The organism is Umezawaea sp. NPDC059074, assembly GCF_042738955.1.
GTDB lineage: Bacteria > Actinomycetota > Actinomycetes > Mycobacteriales > Pseudonocardiaceae > Umezawaea.
Window position 1 is genome coordinate 86,064 of sequence record NZ_JBHYHC010000009.1, and the last position, 17,213, is coordinate 103,276.

Sequence of the window (17,213 nt, forward strand, 5' to 3'; positions counted from 1 at the left end):
GGCACTCGGTCAACTGGTAACGGGGGTTGCCAGCCGATCGGGGCAAAAAAACGTGAAGACCTTTCAGAATAGTTGAGGAAAACGTAACGTGCGCCACACCAGCCCTGCATGGAAGGAGCTTCGCGTCATGCGGAGAGCCGCCCTACCCCTGGTGGTGGTCGCCCTGCTCGCCACCGCCTCCGTCACCACCGCGACAGCACAGGCGGCCCCCGCGCCGCCCACCACCGCCGCGTTCGCGCCGGACGACTACTGCCTCGGCCAGTGCAACGACATCCTGCCGCCGGGCAACAACGGCAGCGCCACCCTCGCCGAGATCCTCGGCCACAAGGTCTTCGGCACGCGGCCCGCCCACGCGGCCGACCAGCTGCCGAAGTACGACGCCCTCTCGTCCGGCTACCAGGGGCTGACCAACGAGCAGCTGACGACGTTCTTCAACGACGCCTCGTTCGGCGTCGCCCCCGACCAGGTCGAGAGCACGGTCAAGCCGCGCGCGGACGTGACGATCATCCGCGACAAGGCCATCGGGATGCCGCACGTCTACGGCACCACCCGGTCCGGCACCGAGTTCGGCGCGGGCTACGCCGCCGCGCAGGACCGGCTGTGGCTGATGGACGTGTTCCGCCACCTCGGCCGCAGCCAGCTCACCGGCTTCGCGGGCGGAGCCGAGGGCAACCGCGTGCTGGAGCAGAGCTTCTACTCCCAGATCGGCTACACCGAGGCGGACCTCCAGGCCCAGATCGACCGGGTCGCCGCGAGCGGACCCCGTGGCGCGCAGGCGAACCAGGACGTCAACGACTACATCGCGGGCATCAACGCGTATATGGCGCAGTCGATCTCGGCGCGGAACTTCCCCGGCGAGTACGTGCTGTCCGGGCACGCGGACGCGATCACGAACTGGAACGACATCCAGCCGTTCAAGGCGACGGACATGGTCGCCATCGCGGCCGTCGTCGGCGGCCTGTTCGGCTCCGGCGGTGGCGGCGAGGTGCAGTCCGCGCTCGTCCGGCTGGCCGCGCAGAACAAGTACGGCGCCACGGTCGGCGAGCAGGTGTGGAAGTCGTTCCGGGAGCAGAACGACCCGGAGGCCGTGCTGACCCTGCACGACGGCCAGCGCTACCCGTACTCCGCGAGCCCCGCCAACCCCGTCGGCGTGGCGATGCCCGACGCGGGTTCGGTGACCCCCGAACCGATGGTCTACGACCAGGTCGGCAACGCCTCGACGACGCCCGTCGCCGCGGGCTCGCTCGAACCCGCGCAGGGCATCTTCGCCGACGGCGTGCTGCCCGCGGACCTGCTGAACCGCAAGCACGGCATGTCCAACGCGCTCGTCGTGTCCGGCGCGCACACCGACACCGGCAACCCGATCGCCGTGTTCGGCCCGCAGACCGGCTACTTCGCGCCGCAGCTGCTGATGCTCCAGGAGCTCAACGGCCCCGGCATCAGCGCGCGCGGCGTGTCCTTCGCGGGCGTCGGCATGTACGTGCAGCTCGGCCGCGGCCAGGACTACGCGTGGAGCGCCACGTCGGCGTCGCAGGACATCGTCGACACGTTCGCCGTCGACCTGTGCGAGCCCGACGGCAAGCCCGCGACGAAGGCGTCGAACTTCTACCTGCTGCGCGGCCAGTGCGTGGCGATGGAACGGCTGGAGCGCAAGAACGCGTGGAAGCCGACGGTCGCGGACGGCACGGCGGCCGGGTCGTACACGCTCGTCGTGTACCGCACGAAGTACGGCCTGGTGCAGAGCCGCGCGACGGTCGGCGGCAAGCCCGTGGCGTACTCCGCGCTGCGGTCGACGTACCTGCACGAGGTGGACCCGATCATCGGGTTCCAGGAGTTCAACGACCCGAGCGCGATCAAGTCGGCGCAGGACTTCCAGCGCGCGGCCGACCACATCGGGTACGCGTTCAACTGGTTCTACGTCGACTCCAAGGACACGGCGTACTACAACTCCGGCACGAACCCGGTGCGCAAGGCGGGCGTGGACCCGAACCTGCCGATCAAGGCCGCGCAGGCGTACGAGTGGCAGGACTGGGACCCGAACACCAACACCGCCCGCTACACGCCCGCCTCGGAACACCCCCAGTCGGTGAACCAGGACTACTACATCAGCTGGAACAACAAGCAGGCGCTGGACTTCACGTCGTCCGGCTTCGGCAACGGCTCCGTGCACCGCGGCGACCTGCTCGACGACCGGGTGAAGGCCCTGATCGCCAACGGCGGCAAGGCGTCGCGGGCGTCGGTCACCAAGGCCATGGCCGAGGCCGCCGGCGCCGACCTGCGCGCCGAGCAGGTGCTCCCCGACCTGCTGCGGGTGATCGAGAAGTCCGCGGTCACCGACCCCGCGCTGGCCGCGACCGTGCAGAAGCTCAAGGCGTGGCAGCAGTCCGGTTCGCTGCGGCGCGAGACGACCAAGGGCAGCAAGGTCTACAACCACGCCGAGGCGATCCGCGTGCTCGACGCGTGGTGGCCCAAGCTGGTGCAGGCCGAGTTCCAGCCCGGTCTCGGTCCGGACCTGTACACGGAGTTGACCAGGGCCGTCCAGGTCGACGAGGCGCCGTCGGACACCCACGGCGCGGCCCCGCACAAGGGCTCGTCGTTCCAGTACGGCTGGTGGAGCTACGTCGACAAGGACATCCGGCGCGTGCTGGGCGACCAGGTCGCGGGGCCGTTGACCGGCACGTACTGCGGTGGCGGCGACGTCACGGCGTGCCGCACGGTGCTGCTGGACAGCCTTCGTGCCGCGGCGGCCGTGCCCGCGAACCAGGTCTACCCCGGTGACGCCGACTGCGCGGCGGGCGACCAGTGGTGCGCCGACTCGGTGATCCACCGCGCGATGGGCGGCATCACCCAGGACAAGATCCAGTGGCAGAACCGGCCGACCTACCAGCAGGTCGTCCAGTTCCCGGCCCACCGCGGCACGACGGTGGCCAACGTGGCGCAGGGCAAGACCGCCACGGCCAGCAGCTACGAGCGGGGCGCGTACAACTCCCCGCCCGCCAACGCCGTGGACGGCGTGGGCACCACGCGCTGGGCCAGCGACTGGAGCGACAACCAGTGGCTCCAGGTCGACCTGGGGTCGGTCCAGCGGGTGGGGCGCGTGTTCCTGCGGTGGGAGGCTTCCTACGGGAAGGCGTACCGGATCGAGGTGTCCGCCGACGGGGCGTCGTGGAGGCAGGTTTTCGTTACCGCTGAAGGAAACGGTGTCACGGACAACGTGTCGTTCACCCCGACCGACGCGCGGTTCGTACGAATGACGGGTACCCAACGGGGCACCAATTACGGATACTCGCTCTACGAACTCGAGGTCTACCCGCAGTAGACCACTTCCGAGGAAGACCCCGGTCCACCCCCAGGGACCGGGGTCTTCCGCTGTCCGGAGAGGTTCTCGCAGGTCAACGAGGCACGAACAGGTAGTTCCGCACGTCGTCGGTGACACGGGTGACCGTCCGCCACCCGCCCTGCCGCCACACCTTCATGCCGTAGTCCCGCTCGGCGAGCCACGCGACGACGTCCTGCGCCCCGTACCCGAACCGCGCGACGTGCCGCTCCTCGACCTCGAGCAGGATCTTCGGCCGCAACTCCTCCACCACCGAGGACCCGCCTTCGAGCACCCGAAGCTCAGCACCCTCGACGTCGGCCTTCACGAAGTCGAGCCGCGTGATCCCCTGCTCGGCCACGAACCCGTCCAACGTCTGAGTCCGCACCACGACCTCCAGGTGCTCCGCGAACTCCACGTTCGACCCCAGCCCGTTCGAGCCCGCGGTGAGGAACGACCGCCCGGTCACCGGCACCCCGTGCCGAACAGGAACGCTCATCACCTCCCGCCCGTCCTCGGTGCCGAAGGCGAGCGAGTGCCGCACCACGTTCCGCCCTTCACGGGGCCGCAACACGTAGGACAGCGCGGGGTGCGCGAAGACAAGGGGTTCAACGCTGTGCACAGTCCCGTGTGGACCAACAAGCTGCGACAGCACAACGGTGTACAACCCCAGCGCAGCCCCGATGTCCAGGCACACGTCCCCACCCCGAACCACCCCGCGCAACCCCACCAGTTCGGGCTCCACGTACGGCGTCACCGTGGCCAACACCCGCAGACCGGCAGCGACAGCGGCCCCCCGCACATCATTCATTCTCAGGCTCACCACCCAAGCCTAGGCACACGGACCCACAAGCGGGCCCCCCACCACAGTTGATCAACACCCGCCGCTAAACTACCCCCACGACAGCCCCGCCCTCGTAGCTCAGGGGATAGAGCATCGGTTTCCTAAACCGTGTGTCGCAGGTTCGAATCCTGCCGGGGGCACTCACCTTTCGCCGGGTGAATCAGGCCCTGAGCAGCGGAAACGCGCTCGGGGCTTGATCTTTTTCAGGGCGAGTCATATGCCACCGTCGGCTGGAATATGCCCCTGTTTGCCACCGTTTACGGACTCACCACGGACTGGCACCCGAGGGATCCTCTTCACAACGAGCTGCGATGCGCGCCGCCGGATGCGTCTCGCCTGGACCAGGCTCCCGCTAGCAGTCCACCATCTAGATCGCTCATCACAAGTGGTCATTCCTGAACTGGGGGTGCTTCTCGTACCACTTGACGACACGGGCGTCGAACACTTCCTGATCAGGGCGAGTAAAATCCTCCATCACGTCAATCCCATTCAAGCGGGATTCAATGTCACCGATATTGCCAAGTCGGTAATCGTACTCTTTCAAGGCGACTTCATACTCGGCCATCTCACGCGTTAGCCCTGAATGAATTTCAGCATGAAGACTACAAGCAATCAGAGATTGCGCATAGTCACTCGCCTCCGCAATAATGACCAGAGGATGATTAAAATGTAGCCCTTCTTGCTCTCCATAGGATCCGATTTCAAGAGCCAGCCAGACAAGATCAAAAGGTAGCTTCAAACCTTCACGCAGAGCCCTCGGGGCATGGATCAAAATCAAACTCGTCCGCTGAACAGAATCATTAAACTTTCGCTGCGCAGCAAGAATATCTTTTCGCACGTCATAGGCTACCGAGCTGGCAAAACTGGAAGCGTGCACCCGAAGTTCAGAAAACGCAGACGAACAGCTTTCCGCAGTCCTGACCTCTATAGCACGCTTCTCTTTCAGGCGCTCCGCTTCAATACTTCGCTTGCTTGTGAAACGAGCAACTGATGCCGTAGTTGCAGCTCCTACTCCAGCACCAAGAAGTGCCGCACTAGCTGTGATCATCTGGTTCAACACCGCAACATCCACACTACCAGCGTACCTTAGCACCCGAAGGCGAAACCTGAGACAAGAAGCAATCCCAGACATCGAGCTTCCTCGCATAAATCAAGATTCACCGAGGCTAACTATAGTCAACTATCAAGATCCGATAAGACTCTCTATGGTCTTGTTCACCGTCTCACACTGTCCGTCGATACACTTTGCATAGACCTTTAGTAAAACGTCCACCGAGTGCCCGGCCCGCTCCGCCACCTCGGTAGCCGGTATCCCGCCGTTCAGCCACAGAGAGACCGCAGCGTGCCGCAGATCGTACGGTCTACCAGCCAACGGCGAGGCCGTCTGAGGAGGCATCAGCGCGTACTGACGAGCGTCATCCCAGACCCGGTAGTACGTCGAGGACGACACCACCCCGCCGTTCGGTGACCGGAACAGCCGCCCATCCGGCCCGACCCCGTACCGGTCGAGGTGGTCACGCAGGATGCGGACCAACACCGGCGGAATCGGCACGATCCGAACCTCCTTTTTGGCCCGATGCTTCAGCCCACGCCGGTCGTGCACCTCCCCCGAGTCCGTCCACCGCTTCCCCGCCGCCGGTCGAGACTCCCCCAACGCCAGCGCACCCCAACCGCTCTCAGGCAGCGTGCAATCGTCCTCACGCAGTCCCAACCCTTCAGCCGGACGAGCCGCCGCGTAGTAGCCGACCGCGAAGAACGCCGCCAGGTGCGCGCCCCGGTCTTTGTTCCGCTTCCCGACGTACGTTACGGCCGTCAGCAGTTCCCCGACCTGCTTCGGGTTGGCCACCACGCGCGGGTCCACTTGGTCCACGACCTTGGACACCTTCCGCTTGATCCGGCTCAACGGGTTGTCCGGGATCAACTCCCGCTCCACGGCGTACGACAGCAAGTTGAACAGGACCGCCCGCTTGCGCTGGTACACCGAGGCAGCCGCCGCCTTGCCGTCCAGCTTCGCCGCCAGGGCGTCCAACACCGCCCGAACAGCCACCGCGTCCGTCAGGTCGTACAGCGGCCGAGAGTTGCGCCTCAGCCAGTCGATCACCTCCGCATCCGAGCCGGAGACGTCACGATCCCGCGTTGTCGGCGGCAGCAACGTCCGGGTTAGCACACCTCGAAGCTCCCCGACCTCCGGCCTGCCAACACCATCACGGACGAACGAAGCCGCCGCAGTGGTCAGAGCTTCCACGGTGCTCGATCGCGTTTTCGCGGCAGCATCACTCCACTTGAGATCCACATAGGACTGTGCGAACTCCAGAAACGACAACGAGTTCCGCCGCCGAAGCTCACTAACCGGCAAGCCACTCTCGACGTCGAACGGCTCACCGTTGCGCGCGGCCCGAGTCAGATCGGACAACCGGCTGACAGCCAACGCCTTCGCGGCGTACCACTCCGAGTGCTCGACCTTGTCCGTCAGCCACCGCACCGCGTACGGCCGCTTCCGCCCCTCACGCCGCTTGATCTCCCAGAACTTGACCTTGAACGTGTTAGTCATGCCGCCGCCCCGTAGAGACCATCAAGCCAGGCCAGGAAGTCCACGCGCTTGCACCGCAACTCACCGTTGGGCAGCGAGAAACAACGCGGCCCCTTACCGGTCTGCCGCCACTTGTAGAACGTGTCCCGCGAGACCCCTCCCAGTGCCTCCAGGATCTCCGGAACGGACATCAACTCTGCGATCTGCCGAACCTTGCCGGACATGGTTCCCCCTCGTTTATGCAGCGTGCGAAGTTGCCGAACGATCTGGCGGACCAGCAGACGCCAGTAACGCCGCCGTGTACTCGGCCTTCCACCGAATGCGCTCAGACACAGCCCGCAGCAACATGTGCTGTCGCGGCGGAACGTTCGGATCACCGGGCTGAACGTTGTTCCACACGACCCGTGTGGGCTGGTCGTCCTGGACGATCCCGACGTCCGCGAGCAGTTGCCGAACGAACGTCTTCCGGTCGTGCTTGTTGTCGGCGAGCGACTTCCCGGACCACTTCCGGGACACCAGGACCCGCCTGCCCGCGACGCCGAGCGTGGTCCGCTTGTGCGCCTTTCCTTTGCACAGCCCAGGATTCATCGACAGCCGAGCACTCCGAGGCTGAACGCCGTAGAGCAGCCATACCGCGCACTGCGGGGAACACGGCGTCACGGCCAGCTCGTCGCAGAGCCGTTGGGTGTGCCGCTCCTGACGCGCCGTCCCCGCCTCGTGGCACTCGTTGATGCTCTTGGTCAGGTACTTCGTGAGGTAGCCGATGTGCCGCCCGGCCTCCGGCGTGCCGCCGACGATGCCCTTGGAGTGCACCTGGACGCCGAAGCGCGCGAGGTGAGCGGGCGCCTCGACCTGGTCTAGGGCTTCCTCCCAGGTGGGCAGGGCCGCACGCGTGTCGGGGTCGACGAAGCCCTTGGCGCGCACGTCCCATACGGGCAGCCGGTCACCGCTGTACTTGATCTCGTCGTGGGCAGGCCACCAGACCTGGTGGTAGGTGGCTTCCGCGACCGCCCGCAGCTCAGCGCGGGAGATAGAGCCCCGGATGGCGGCGTGCCAGTGGGGCGCCAACCTCCGCTGAGGCTCAACGGTCGAGAAGTACTGAACGTCCCACCCGACACACCGACGAAGGTTCTGCACGAACCGGTCGAGCAGCGCGGCGAAGTGAACAGCGTCCCTCGCGGCCCGCCGGTAGCCGTATCGGTCGGGGTCCACAGGAGTGCCGTCCGAGCGCACCTTGCCGTAGCTGTCGAGGGTCAGCGTGAGGAACGTGGACGGCTGGTACTTCTCGCCGAACACCTTCCCCACCGTGCGTTTCTGCACCGGCCGCCGAGGCAGGTTCGCCGCATCCTGCCGCCGCCGCGTGGACCGCTTCCGAACAGCCCGAGGACGCGGTTCGAGCGACGGAAGGTTCCCGCGGACTCCCAGTTGCCGAAGTTCCGCGTCGACCCGCTCAACCTCTTCCCGAACTTCCTCCCCGCCAACTTCGTCGTCCTCCTCCATCACCTGGCGGTAGACCTTGACCAGGTCCGCCCGGTACTCGGTGAGCTGCCGCTGTTCGGCGGTCGGCTCGTTCGGCGTGAAGTCGGGTTCTTCGGTCAGGTGCCACCCTTCGCGGCACTGGGCCATCCGCAACCGGCGGTTCTTCTCCGCGCAGGTCGGGCACACGCTGGCCACGGTCGAGCCGCACGGGATCGGGATGATCTCCACGCGCCCTGTGTCCAGGTCAATCCGTTCCTTCGCCAGCGGACGGACACAAACGCCGTGCTGCTCAGCCACCGCACGAGCCACATCCAGGGCCGCAGGCTGCTTCATCCGGTCGGCGCGGGTCAGGTACTCGCTCATGCCGCCGCGCTCCCTTCGCCCGCAGGCAGGCCGGGGAAGTCATGAACGGTCGCCCGCGTGAAGTACGCGCCCAACTCGATCAGGTCCGCATCGGTGACGTGGAAGGCCCTCGCACGCTCCGGCTCCCGCTGCCCGTCCGTCTTGAGCCACGCAACACCAGGCGTGTTCTCGCTGATCTCGTGAGCCGCCGCACCCCGTTGCCGAACGCCGTCCCCAAGGACCATGTCCACCTGCTGTGGCTCGTCGAGCCGAAGCGCCACACGGGTGCTGAACAGGTGCCGGAAGGAGACGACTTCCTTGCGCGGGTCTTGGACCAGGCCCACGAGCGCATAGCCGGGTGCACGTCCCTGGGAGGTGATGGTCTGGATAGCCCGCGATGCGCGTTCGCGGAGCTGCTTGTCCGGCTGGTAGGCGATCAGGTCGGCCAGCTCATCCACGATCAGGACCGTGAACGGCTCCCCCGTCGACCGCGCCCACAGCCGCCGCACGCCCCGGTACCGCACCGCCCGTTCCTTGACCTCAGCCGCGATCTCCTCCAGCAACGCGACCGCGTCCGGACCGTTGTCGTAGACGACCCGATCGAAGGCGTCCGGGCACTGCCCCAGCTCCATCCCGCCCTTGGGATCGATGCCCACCAGGCGCACTAGCCCAGCACGAACGGCGGGCGCGAGCTGCCACACGATCGACCACAACACCGAGCCCTTACCCGCACCGGGCACGCCCACGACAAGGAGCTGAGCCCCGAGCAGCCGCAGCGTCCAGGCCCGCCCAGTCTCCGTACGACCGACCACGATCTTCCTGAGGTTCACCGCGGACTCATCCACCGAAAGCGCAGGTACAGGCACCGGACGCGACAGCGGATCGGAGTGGATGAAGTCCAGTTCCAGCAACCGAGGCCGCAGCACCCGCACCCGACACGACCGGGCGTTGAACGAGTGCGCCAGGTTCTCCCGCCGCGCTTCCCACTGCTCCGGGGACTGTGCCGGGATCATCCGCACCCGAACCCGGTCCCGCCATCCCTCGGACCGAACCCGCCGCAGCCGAGGCCGGTATTCCTTGCCCCGCTGTGCTTTCGCGAGATCCGACAGCCGCATCACGGTCCGCCACTGCGGCACGTAGATGGTCACCCGCCGCCACTCCGTGAGGACCCGGTAGCAGACGTGCCGCAGGAACGACGGCAGATCCAGACCAGCCCAGAGGACCAGACCCGCGATCAACGACAGCAGCGCCAGCACCAACGGCGACAGCCCCCAGGTGACGTACATCCAGTAGCCCGCCACCAGCGCCCCGACAGTGACCGGGTACCGAACGGCAACGAGCGCCAGGCGCACGATCAACCACACGACGACACCGACCAGCGCGAACGGCGCGGCCACGACCTTGGTCCACCCTGGCAGGTACGCCCACCACGGAACCCGAGGTCGGTAGCCCTCGAACGGAGCCGGATCAACCCACCGGTTGCCCCTCATCGGACGTCACCGCCCCGCCGGATCGAGCTGGAGAAGTCCAGCCCCAGAACACCGGCACACGAGTCACACTCGGTTTGACCGGGCAGCAACCGGGCGAAGCGCTTGCACGTCGCACACCGGCTTTTCGGACCTCTGTCTGGCGCTGGAACACGCCCAGGCTCTACGCTCATCTCGTTCACTCCGTTACGCGTGGTGGACAGCGCAGGAGCGGCGAGGTTGGTAGCCGGGTTCCGCTCCTGCGTCTTACGTTCTCGTTATGCCGCAACAAGACGCGCGGCATCGCCACATGACCCCTCAAGATCACGCGGACCGTCCTAACAGGACTTTCGACTCCTAGTCGACGCTGATCCGCTCCCCCTTCTCCCGCTCACGAGCCGACCAGTACAACGCCTCGTGGTGGTGCCCCCGATCGGTCTCCGCGACCTGCCCGTAGATCACCGCGCTACGCAGGTAGTACTCCCGCAGCACCGCCGGAGCCGAGCTGGGCGCGGGCTGCAACTTCCCCAACGCCTCGTGCGCTTCCCTCAAGGTCCGCACATCCCGCACAGCGGCCCACGGATCAACCTTCACCGTCGCGGCCATCGCCGCCTCCTCACACACGTTCGTGCCATCCCCGTCAGGCCTCGTTCAGCGCAGAGATCGCCACCCGCAAAGCCCCCGCGGGCAAGTACCGCTCCGGCACATCGGCATAGAGCGCCAGGCCGTCAAGCACCCGCACCGAGCTACGAACCGCCCGATAGCGATCGGGCTGGTACGGGTCGCACTGCGCCCGGTACTGCTCCGCCACATCCATGAACACATCAAGCGGACTCACGTCCAAGGCGTCGCAGTACATCCCCAACGATTGCGACGACAACCCCCGCCGCCCCTGCTCCAGCTTGGAGATCAACGCGGTGGAAACCCCGAACGCCCGCGCCATCAGCCCAGGCGACACCCCAGCCTCACGCCGCAACACCCTCAGGTGCGCACCCATGACGTGGTTGTAGTCATCCCGCCGAGGCGTAGCCCGACTCGGCTGCGCGCTCACTCCTGCACCGCCAGCGTGTGACGCCCTTCGCGGCCGTCGAGATGATCAGCGAGCTTGCCCGCCTCCCGCGACAACTCCCGACAGAACTTCGCCAGCAGCTCCACCCCACCGGGAAACGGCGGCAACTGGATAGCTACGTTTACCGGGTCGAGGTAGATCACCAACGCGGGCAGTTCCTCGGTGATGTGCACCATCCCCGCAGCCGCCTCCCGCCCCGGCGAGCACGTCACGTTGAACCCCATCAGCCCTGCCCCTTCTGCTTGGCCGAGGCATCGAAGGCCGCCAGCCCCTCACCAATCGCGCCCGCCAGCCGAGGCAACGCCTCCCGATCCACGACCAGCACCGCCGGAAACGCGTTGCCAAGTCGAATCTCCACCCGGTCGGCGAACACCATCGGCTCAACACGGATAGGAAGATTCGCGGTCACGTGCACCCGCACCATGTCCGCCACCCGGTCACGCGGCCTTGGGCGCGCTCTTGGCAACAACGGGCTTCATCCCGGTAGCCCGCAAGCTGTACCCGAGCTTCGCCCGGCAACGGTGACGCTCCCCCGCCGCGCCCGGACGGCAACCCTTGTCATCGATCCACGGCGTAACCGTCAGACCCTCGAACAACACCGGCCGCACGTCCGTGCCAGGAATCGCCTCAGGCGGCACCGGCTGGTGAGGAGCCGCGATCTTCACCGTGACCACCGCATCCGTCTTGCGCTCCGCAGCCTGGTCAATGACAAGCACCGACCACACCAGGAGCCCGTTCTCCTTGTCCTTCTCCTGCTCCACCGGCAGCCCCTTAGCCCGCTCATCGGCGGACTGGAACTTGAGCACCGGCTCCACACCCATCACCAACGCCCCACGAGGGAACACGAAGTCATGACCCGCGGGGAGCCTGCTCCCACCTGTGATCGCCATCAGCCACTCCTGTCACTAGCGTCGGCCTGACCTGCGGTCGGGCGTTCTCGACACTCATCACATTGGGCCATTTGGCGGGACGTCAGTACCGCACAACAGGACAACTACAGACGTCCTTGCTACCTTGAAGACGTCCCAACCTGTCACAAAGGGGTGGCCATGCCGAACCAACGCCTACGGGATTCCTTGCTACGCAACGGTTTGAGCCTCGAACACGTGGCCAACACCACGGGCGTGGACCCCAAGACGGTCGAACGGTGGATCACCAAGGACCGCACCCCGTACCCCCGCCACCGACATGCGATCTCGACTCTCGTGGGCGAGACCGAGGCATACCTCTGGCCAAACGCCCTAGCCAGCGAGACCAAGAAGGAGATCAACGAGTCCGAGGTCGTGCAGGTCTACGCACACCGACACTCGATCACCCAGGACGTCTGGGCACACCTGCTCAACCAGGCCAAGCTCAACGTCTCCATCCTGGTCTACTCAGGAATGTTCCTCACGGACAACCCGGCCCTGATCCGCACCATGCGCCAGAAGGCCGAGGACGGCGTCAAGATCCGCCTCCTACTAGGCGACCCAGCAAGCCGCGAGGTAGCCCGCCGCAGCGAGGAAGAAGGCATCGGCAAGGGCACCCTCGCAGCCAAGGTCCGCAACGCCCTAGCGTTCTTCAAGCCACTGGCAGACACCGGCCACGCCGAGGTCAGGTGCCACAAGACCACGCTCTACAACTCGATCTACCGCTTCGACGACGAGATGCTCGTCAACACCCACGTACACGGCTTCATGGCAGGTCACGCGCCCGTCCTCCACCTGCGACGCCTCTCCGGCGGGGACTTGTTCGAGACCTACGCAGAGAGCTTCCAGGGCGTCTGGGACGCCGCCAAGCCCCCTAAGTGGTAGGCAGGTAGACATGGCACGCACCGATCACTACCACGACCCCAACGCCCCTAAGGCGACCAACATCGTCGTAGCCGTAACGGCGTTTGTGCAGGACGAACGAGGCCAGCTACTCATGATCCGCCGCACCGACAACGACCTCTACTCGATCCCAGGAGGCGCACAGGACGTCGGCGAGACCATTGGCCATACGGTCGTAAGGGAGGTCAAGGAGGAAACCGGAATCGACGTCGAACCCACCGACCTAATCGGTGTTTACTCCGACCCAGCCCACGTCATCTCCTACACCGACGGTGAAGTCCGCCAACAGTTCTCAATCTGCTTTCGCGCGCTTCCAGTCGGCGGCGAACTGCGGACGAGTAACGAGTCAAGCGAAGTTCATTGGGTAAGCCAAGGAGCCCTACAAGTATTGAATATCCACCCGTCGATCCAACTCCGGATCAAGCACGGCTTCGACGAGCAGTCGAAGCCCTACTTCACCGTATAATTAATACCAGCTGCGCGCAGCCGTTGCTCAGTCCGCTCAACCGCCGCTACAAGATCAGCCTTCGCCTGCCCGATGAAGAGGGTCACCAAGTCGTCAGGCCCATAGCGCTCCCGTATTTCCTCAATCCTTTTGTGCACATTTGTTTGACGGCCATCTGGGGTCGTAGTCATGTCGGCCCACCACAAGGCATCCCTAAGCGGAGTGCCTTCATCTTCCCACTCCGCCAATGCCGACGACTGCCCCCGAAGCCCTGCTTCACGGTATGCACAAGAGTGATGGGCCACAAGGCCGCACAACCTTTTGGACACTCCCCGGTTCTGCAGATAACTTGCGCCATCGAGAGCGTGGAAACCCGTCACAATCAGTGATGGCGCGTAGCCGATGTCGTGGAGCACGGCCGAAGCCTCAAGAATATCGGCATCCTCCTCGTCAAAGGACAGGGCCGCAAGCGACGCGCGCTTAGCAACACCTTGAACGTGCGCCCACCTCTGTGGCAACGACGATGCCAGCAGGTCCCTTGCAGTCGCGTAAGCCTGTTCAGCGTCCGGCATTGCACCATCCTAGACTCACCCGGCCTAGCTCTCATAGAGGCATCACGAGTCAGTATACGCCTCCGCATCAATATTCTAGTCCACATAGAATCAATGTAACGAAGTGCAGCACTCAACCGATCTGGTACCTATGACTGCCATCATTAACCTTGTACCTTTTGGAGTTGGGACAATCGTATTTGCTTTCCTCGCATGGGCCGCGAAGCAGTACCTTGGCGAATTTTTCAAAAAATCAGGGGCCAGCGCATTTGATCGATCGCAACGTCGTTTCTCTCGAAGTACGAAGTTCGGCAGGCGCCTAGTCCGTCGATATGCTCAAGCGGTCGAACGTGATTTCAGTAAGCACTCAATGGGCTTTGTTACCGGTGGCGTCGTTGACATTGACGAGGTGTATGTTCCGCTGCAATATGAAGTCGAAGGTAACCGCCAAGATCTATACGAGAATATTCGCCAGCACTCTTGCTCAGTTGTACTGGGCCCAGCAGGTGCGGGAAAGTCTTTGCTACTAAAGAACTCCATGTTGATGTGGGCCCGGAGAGCCGGAAATGGGCAGTCCGAGCAAGTGCCAGTACTGATCGAATTGCATCGCTGCAACGGCACAACCCACACACTGACCGATCTGGTTGTCGCCGAACTCGCTCGGTCGCGAGTAGACAAGGAAGGCCGAGTTGACAGAATTCAAGCCCTAGCTGAACGCGGACTGCGAAATGGCGCAATGTCGCTATTCCTTGACGGGCTTGATGAAGTATCTAAAGCAGATCGGGATCGAGTATTTCAGGCGATCCGCGACTTCGCCAGGCAATACCAGAAGTGTCAATTCATCGTTACATCACGCGATGTTGTCTATAACGGACAGCCGCTTGGTGAACGATTCTCGCACGTAGTGCGAGTAGCCGAACTAGACGACGCAGCTGTAATCCGGCTCCTTGGAAATTGGCGCGGCCTAACCGAACCGTCTGCACGCGCGGAACTCTATGCAAGTCTGCGTAATAACCCGGCCCTGATGAGATTGGCTCGCAGTCCGCTACTACTTACAATGGTTGCCTATCTGCACACCGAAAAGCTCAGCGTGAGTGGGCGCAGCCTTCCAACTTCACGATCAGCGTTTTACCAAGAGGCGATCACACACCTACTAGGTCGCGATGCCGATATGGGGCGGGCTGGTTCTTTAACAGTATATGAGGTCGCGGAGAAGTTTTCCGTGCTTCAACGAATGGCACTGACAACAATGGAGTCCAACAGCGAAGTCGACCGGCTTACAATCTCTTGGGGCGCATTGACCAAAACCGCAGAGAATCTGCTGGCTGATCTCAACATGGATGCAGCCAGGATTAAAAGTCTACTCGAAGAAATCGTTGACCGCAGTCAGTTGCTTGTTGCTGTCGACAAACGTAAATCCCATTTTATGTTCCGTCACTTAACCCTGCAAGAGTATCTAGCCGCAATGGAACTTGCCGGCGACCCAGAAGGATTGCTGCGGCGGTACCGTAACGATCCTCTTGCTTGGCGGGAGACCGTGAAGCTCTGGTGTGGCGTAAGTAGCCAAGACAGCACGAAAGTAATCGCAGATATATTTGCCTCATCAGAGATTCAACACAAGATTCTTGCATTAGAATGCTTGGCCGAGGTTATCCGCGTAGATAACGAATTTGCACAGGAGATCATTAATTACTTTTTGGTGCGACTGGGCAATGCTGGAATAGATCATTTGGCAATCGTTCGTGCGCTAGGTACCGTAGCTGCCGACAGTAGGCCGCGTGGCCGCGGACTATTGAACCAGTTGGCAGAAATAATCCGATGGGCAGACACTCCAGCAAGAGCTGATGCACTTCTTGCGTTATCCGCATCAGGACGACCAGAGGCAGCGCAGGTGTTAGCACCTCAAACGGCAGGCAACACATCAATTAATCATTTTGATGACGACGCGCGAGCAGCCCTACGTGGAATGGGTGAACTAGCACTGCCTGTACTCATATCTCGAGCGAAACTTGGATTCGAGTGGGCAGCAGACGACCTTGCGTTCGTGGGCACGCCTGCCGCAGCAGTCGCTCTGGTCGATCTACTATGGACTGATAAGTCATCGAGTACCCATGCAGCGTGGCTGCTGGCGTCACTAATAGAGAACCCAAACGTGGAAGAGGAGCTGCGTCGAAATTCACCATCCTCGTTAACCCAGAGCGAAGCAACCTGGATCTGGAGCCCGTTTGCAAAAAATAAAAATGATCCAATGATAAAGATCGCTGGTCGCATTGGTCAACTACTTACACATTCCAGCGTTGATGAGATACCAAAAGAACAAAATAACATTGATCCACGACTTGCATTGCCCATCACAATTAGCCTACTCAAAAATGCAAACCCTATCGCGCCCGAAAATTTGGCCGGGGTCACATCTTTACTGGGAAAAGGAACGTATAGAGGGCGCGATAAAGCCCCCGTGCATGCCAGCGCATACAGACACCGGGGGATTATTCGCCGCTACTTCTCCGAAAGGATAATATCAGGCCCAGATTTGACAACAATCCAAGTTCAAGAAGCAATTATAACTGCATGTAAACTTAATCCACTTCACCGGAAGCTAATCAGTATGCTTAGCTGGCCAGTGCAGGCCACACTATTCGGCACTTTACTGAGCCAATCCGACAGTTTGTCAGAAAATAGAATTCGCACAAGCGACTGGACAACTGTACGTACACCTAGACGCGCCACAAAAGCCCTCCGGCGCGCTTTCATTTCAGTGATGACAGTCATCATTTCTGGCGTGATAGCTATAGGCGCTGGGCGACTAGTTCTATCCTTGATCGGAACCTTGAATTTTACTCCAATCTGGCTATGCTACCTGCTAATAGTAGGATTTTTGGCGCCACCCGCCGGACTGTATCTTGCAACTAGAACATTCAGCGGATTTTTGGATTTGATCTCAGCAATTATATTTACACTTGGAATTATTGAGCTTGTGGCATTAATGTGGATTGGCTTCGGAACAATAAAGAGCTCAATGCCGTGGCCGACACTGCCAGCAATGGCACTGTCTGCAATTTTCGGAATTTTCTGTTCACTAACAGCGCAACGTCGAGATAGAATCAATAACAACCCCTTCCGACGATGCTGGGAAGCTGCAGAGGTACGCGCCGAAGACCGCACATCCGTAATAGCAGAGTAGTCGATTACGAAATAGACTATAACTCAACCTCTTCTTTATGCTTCCTCCTAGGGCTGTTTTGGATCACCACTTGATTCTGTGTTGAACTCAATATTGCCGAATCTGGCTCTACAGGATCAAGAGCGCCGCCTCCGGCGGCGCGTGCGGGTCCTTGCGCTGGCAGCTTGGCCACATCC

16 protein-coding genes and 1 tRNA gene are annotated in these 17,213 nt (G+C 62.6%); 5 read left to right on the forward strand and 12 right to left on the reverse strand.

The window, feature by feature from the left end:
• The first annotated feature begins 127 nt into the window (after window positions 1-127).
• A complete protein-coding gene (locus ACFWW9_RS06970) occupies window positions 128-3,319 on the forward strand; it encodes a penicillin acylase family protein (RefSeq protein WP_390372522.1) in 3,192 nt (1,063 codons plus the stop codon).
• Between the two features lie 73 nt (window positions 3,320-3,392).
• On the opposite strand, the gene ACFWW9_RS06975 is transcribed toward ACFWW9_RS06970, so the two are convergent.
• Window positions 3,393-4,127 (reverse strand): FkbM family methyltransferase, encoded by a 735-nt coding sequence (locus ACFWW9_RS06975; protein ID WP_390372525.1) that lies wholly within the window; start codon window positions 4,125-4,127, stop codon window positions 3,393-3,395.
• A gap of 100 nt (window positions 4,128-4,227) precedes the next feature.
• Between ACFWW9_RS06975 and ACFWW9_RS06980 the strand changes: the two genes are divergently transcribed.
• Window positions 4,228-4,300, forward strand: a tRNA-Arg gene (locus ACFWW9_RS06980).
• A 239-nt stretch (window positions 4,301-4,539) separates the two neighbouring features.
• On the opposite strand, the gene ACFWW9_RS06985 is transcribed toward ACFWW9_RS06980, so the two are convergent.
• The 10 genes from ACFWW9_RS06985 to ACFWW9_RS07030 form a co-directional block, all read right to left on the reverse strand.
• Window positions 4,540-5,232 carry a hypothetical protein gene (locus ACFWW9_RS06985; protein WP_390372527.1) on the reverse strand — a complete coding sequence of 231 codons (693 nt, stop codon included), beginning with the start codon at window positions 5,230-5,232 and terminating at the stop codon, window positions 4,540-4,542.
• A gap of 111 nt (window positions 5,233-5,343) precedes the next feature.
• On the reverse strand, window positions 5,344-6,711 hold the full coding sequence (locus tag ACFWW9_RS06990; protein ID WP_390372529.1) for a tyrosine-type recombinase/integrase: 1,368 nt from the start codon (window positions 6,709-6,711) through the stop codon (window positions 5,344-5,346).
• On the reverse strand, window positions 6,708-6,914 hold the full coding sequence (locus ACFWW9_RS06995; protein WP_390372531.1) for a helix-turn-helix transcriptional regulator: 207 nt from the start codon (window positions 6,912-6,914) through the stop codon (window positions 6,708-6,710). Before ACFWW9_RS06995 ends, ACFWW9_RS06990 begins: the two co-directional genes overlap by 4 nt.
• Window positions 6,915-6,927: 13 nt before the next feature.
• Window positions 6,928-8,532, reverse strand: a complete 1,605-nt coding sequence (locus ACFWW9_RS07000) for a replication initiator (RefSeq protein ID WP_390372533.1) — start codon at window positions 8,530-8,532, stop codon at window positions 6,928-6,930.
• Window positions 8,529-10,001: an FtsK/SpoIIIE domain-containing protein gene (locus ACFWW9_RS07005; RefSeq protein ID WP_390372536.1), complete on the reverse strand. Its 1,473-nt coding sequence runs from the start codon at window positions 9,999-10,001 to the stop codon at window positions 8,529-8,531. Before ACFWW9_RS07005 ends, ACFWW9_RS07000 begins: the two co-directional genes overlap by 4 nt.
• A 333-nt stretch (window positions 10,002-10,334) precedes the next feature.
• Window positions 10,335-10,583, reverse strand: coding sequence for an AMED_5909 family protein (locus tag ACFWW9_RS07010; protein WP_390372539.1), 249 nt, complete (start codon window positions 10,581-10,583; stop codon window positions 10,335-10,337).
• Between the two features lie 34 nt (window positions 10,584-10,617).
• The gene (locus ACFWW9_RS07015; protein ID WP_390372542.1) at window positions 10,618-10,974 is read right to left on the reverse strand and encodes a helix-turn-helix domain-containing protein; all 357 of its coding nucleotides are present in this window, start codon (window positions 10,972-10,974) and stop codon (window positions 10,618-10,620) included.
• Window positions 10,975-11,024: 50 nt separating this feature from the next.
• Window positions 11,025-11,270 (reverse strand): hypothetical protein, encoded by a 246-nt coding sequence (locus tag ACFWW9_RS07020; RefSeq protein ID WP_390372545.1) that lies wholly within the window; start codon window positions 11,268-11,270, stop codon window positions 11,025-11,027.
• Window positions 11,270-11,479 carry a hypothetical protein gene (locus ACFWW9_RS07025; protein WP_390372547.1) on the reverse strand — a complete coding sequence of 70 codons (210 nt, stop codon included), beginning with the start codon at window positions 11,477-11,479 and terminating at the stop codon, window positions 11,270-11,272. The genes ACFWW9_RS07020 and ACFWW9_RS07025 overlap by 1 nt, the downstream gene beginning before the upstream one ends.
• Before the next feature lie 4 nt (window positions 11,480-11,483).
• Complete coding sequence (locus tag ACFWW9_RS07030) at window positions 11,484-11,867, reverse strand: plasmid replication, integration and excision activator (protein WP_390372634.1); 384 nt, start codon at window positions 11,865-11,867, stop codon at window positions 11,484-11,486.
• A gap of 228 nt (window positions 11,868-12,095) precedes the next feature.
• On the opposite strand from ACFWW9_RS07030, the gene ACFWW9_RS07035 reads away from it, so the two are divergent.
• Together ACFWW9_RS07035 and ACFWW9_RS07040 are read left to right on the forward strand one after the other, a co-directional pair.
• Complete coding sequence (locus ACFWW9_RS07035; protein WP_390372549.1) at window positions 12,096-12,839, forward strand: DUF5919 domain-containing protein; 744 nt, start codon at window positions 12,096-12,098, stop codon at window positions 12,837-12,839.
• A 10-nt stretch (window positions 12,840-12,849) separates the two neighbouring features.
• The gene (locus ACFWW9_RS07040; RefSeq protein WP_390372552.1) at window positions 12,850-13,323 is read left to right on the forward strand and encodes an NUDIX hydrolase; all 474 of its coding nucleotides are present in this window, start codon (window positions 12,850-12,852) and stop codon (window positions 13,321-13,323) included.
• Here the strand turns inward: ACFWW9_RS07040 and ACFWW9_RS07045 are convergent.
• Window positions 13,308-13,874 (reverse strand): HD domain-containing protein, encoded by a 567-nt coding sequence (locus tag ACFWW9_RS07045; RefSeq protein WP_390372555.1) that lies wholly within the window; start codon window positions 13,872-13,874, stop codon window positions 13,308-13,310. The two genes, ACFWW9_RS07040 and ACFWW9_RS07045, sit on opposite strands and share 16 nt — an antisense overlap.
• A 103-nt stretch (window positions 13,875-13,977) precedes the next feature.
• On the opposite strand from ACFWW9_RS07045, the gene ACFWW9_RS07050 reads away from it, so the two are divergent.
• Window positions 13,978-17,037: an NACHT domain-containing protein gene (locus tag ACFWW9_RS07050; RefSeq protein WP_390372558.1), complete on the forward strand. Its 3,060-nt coding sequence runs from the start codon at window positions 13,978-13,980 to the stop codon at window positions 17,035-17,037.
• Window positions 17,038-17,213 lie beyond the last annotated feature (176 nt).

Excerpts from the sequence above, each read along its gene's own strand:
- ACFWW9_RS06975 (WP_390372525.1), bottom strand. The coding sequence starts at position 4,127 with ATGAATGATGTGCGGGGGGCCGCTGTCGCTGCCGGTCTGCGGGTGTTG.
- ACFWW9_RS07015 (WP_390372542.1), bottom strand. The coding sequence starts at position 10,974 with ATGGGTGCGCACCTGAGGGTGTTGCGGCGTGAGGCTGGGGTGTCGCCT.
- ACFWW9_RS07040 (WP_390372552.1), top strand. The coding sequence starts at position 12,850 with ATGGCACGCACCGATCACTACCACGACCCCAACGCCCCTAAGGCGACC.
- ACFWW9_RS07045 (WP_390372555.1), bottom strand. The coding sequence starts at position 13,874 with ATGCCGGACGCTGAACAGGCTTACGCGACTGCAAGGGACCTGCTGGCA.
- ACFWW9_RS07000 (WP_390372533.1), bottom strand. The coding sequence starts at position 8,532 with ATGAGCGAGTACCTGACCCGCGCCGACCGGATGAAGCAGCCTGCGGCC.
- ACFWW9_RS07005 (WP_390372536.1), bottom strand. The coding sequence starts at position 10,001 with ATGAGGGGCAACCGGTGGGTTGATCCGGCTCCGTTCGAGGGCTACCGA.
- ACFWW9_RS06970 (WP_390372522.1), top strand. The coding sequence starts at position 128 with ATGCGGAGAGCCGCCCTACCCCTGGTGGTGGTCGCCCTGCTCGCCACC.
- ACFWW9_RS06995 (WP_390372531.1), bottom strand. The coding sequence starts at position 6,914 with ATGTCCGGCAAGGTTCGGCAGATCGCAGAGTTGATGTCCGTTCCGGAG.
- ACFWW9_RS07010 (WP_390372539.1), bottom strand. The coding sequence starts at position 10,583 with ATGGCCGCGACGGTGAAGGTTGATCCGTGGGCCGCTGTGCGGGATGTG.
- ACFWW9_RS07030 (WP_390372634.1), bottom strand. The coding sequence starts at position 11,867 with ATGGGTGTGGAGCCGGTGCTCAAGTTCCAGTCCGCCGATGAGCGGGCT.
- ACFWW9_RS06990 (WP_390372529.1), bottom strand. The coding sequence starts at position 6,711 with ATGACTAACACGTTCAAGGTCAAGTTCTGGGAGATCAAGCGGCGTGAG.
- ACFWW9_RS07020 (WP_390372545.1), bottom strand. The coding sequence starts at position 11,270 with ATGGGGTTCAACGTGACGTGCTCGCCGGGGCGGGAGGCGGCTGCGGGG.
- ACFWW9_RS07035 (WP_390372549.1), top strand. The coding sequence starts at position 12,096 with ATGCCGAACCAACGCCTACGGGATTCCTTGCTACGCAACGGTTTGAGC.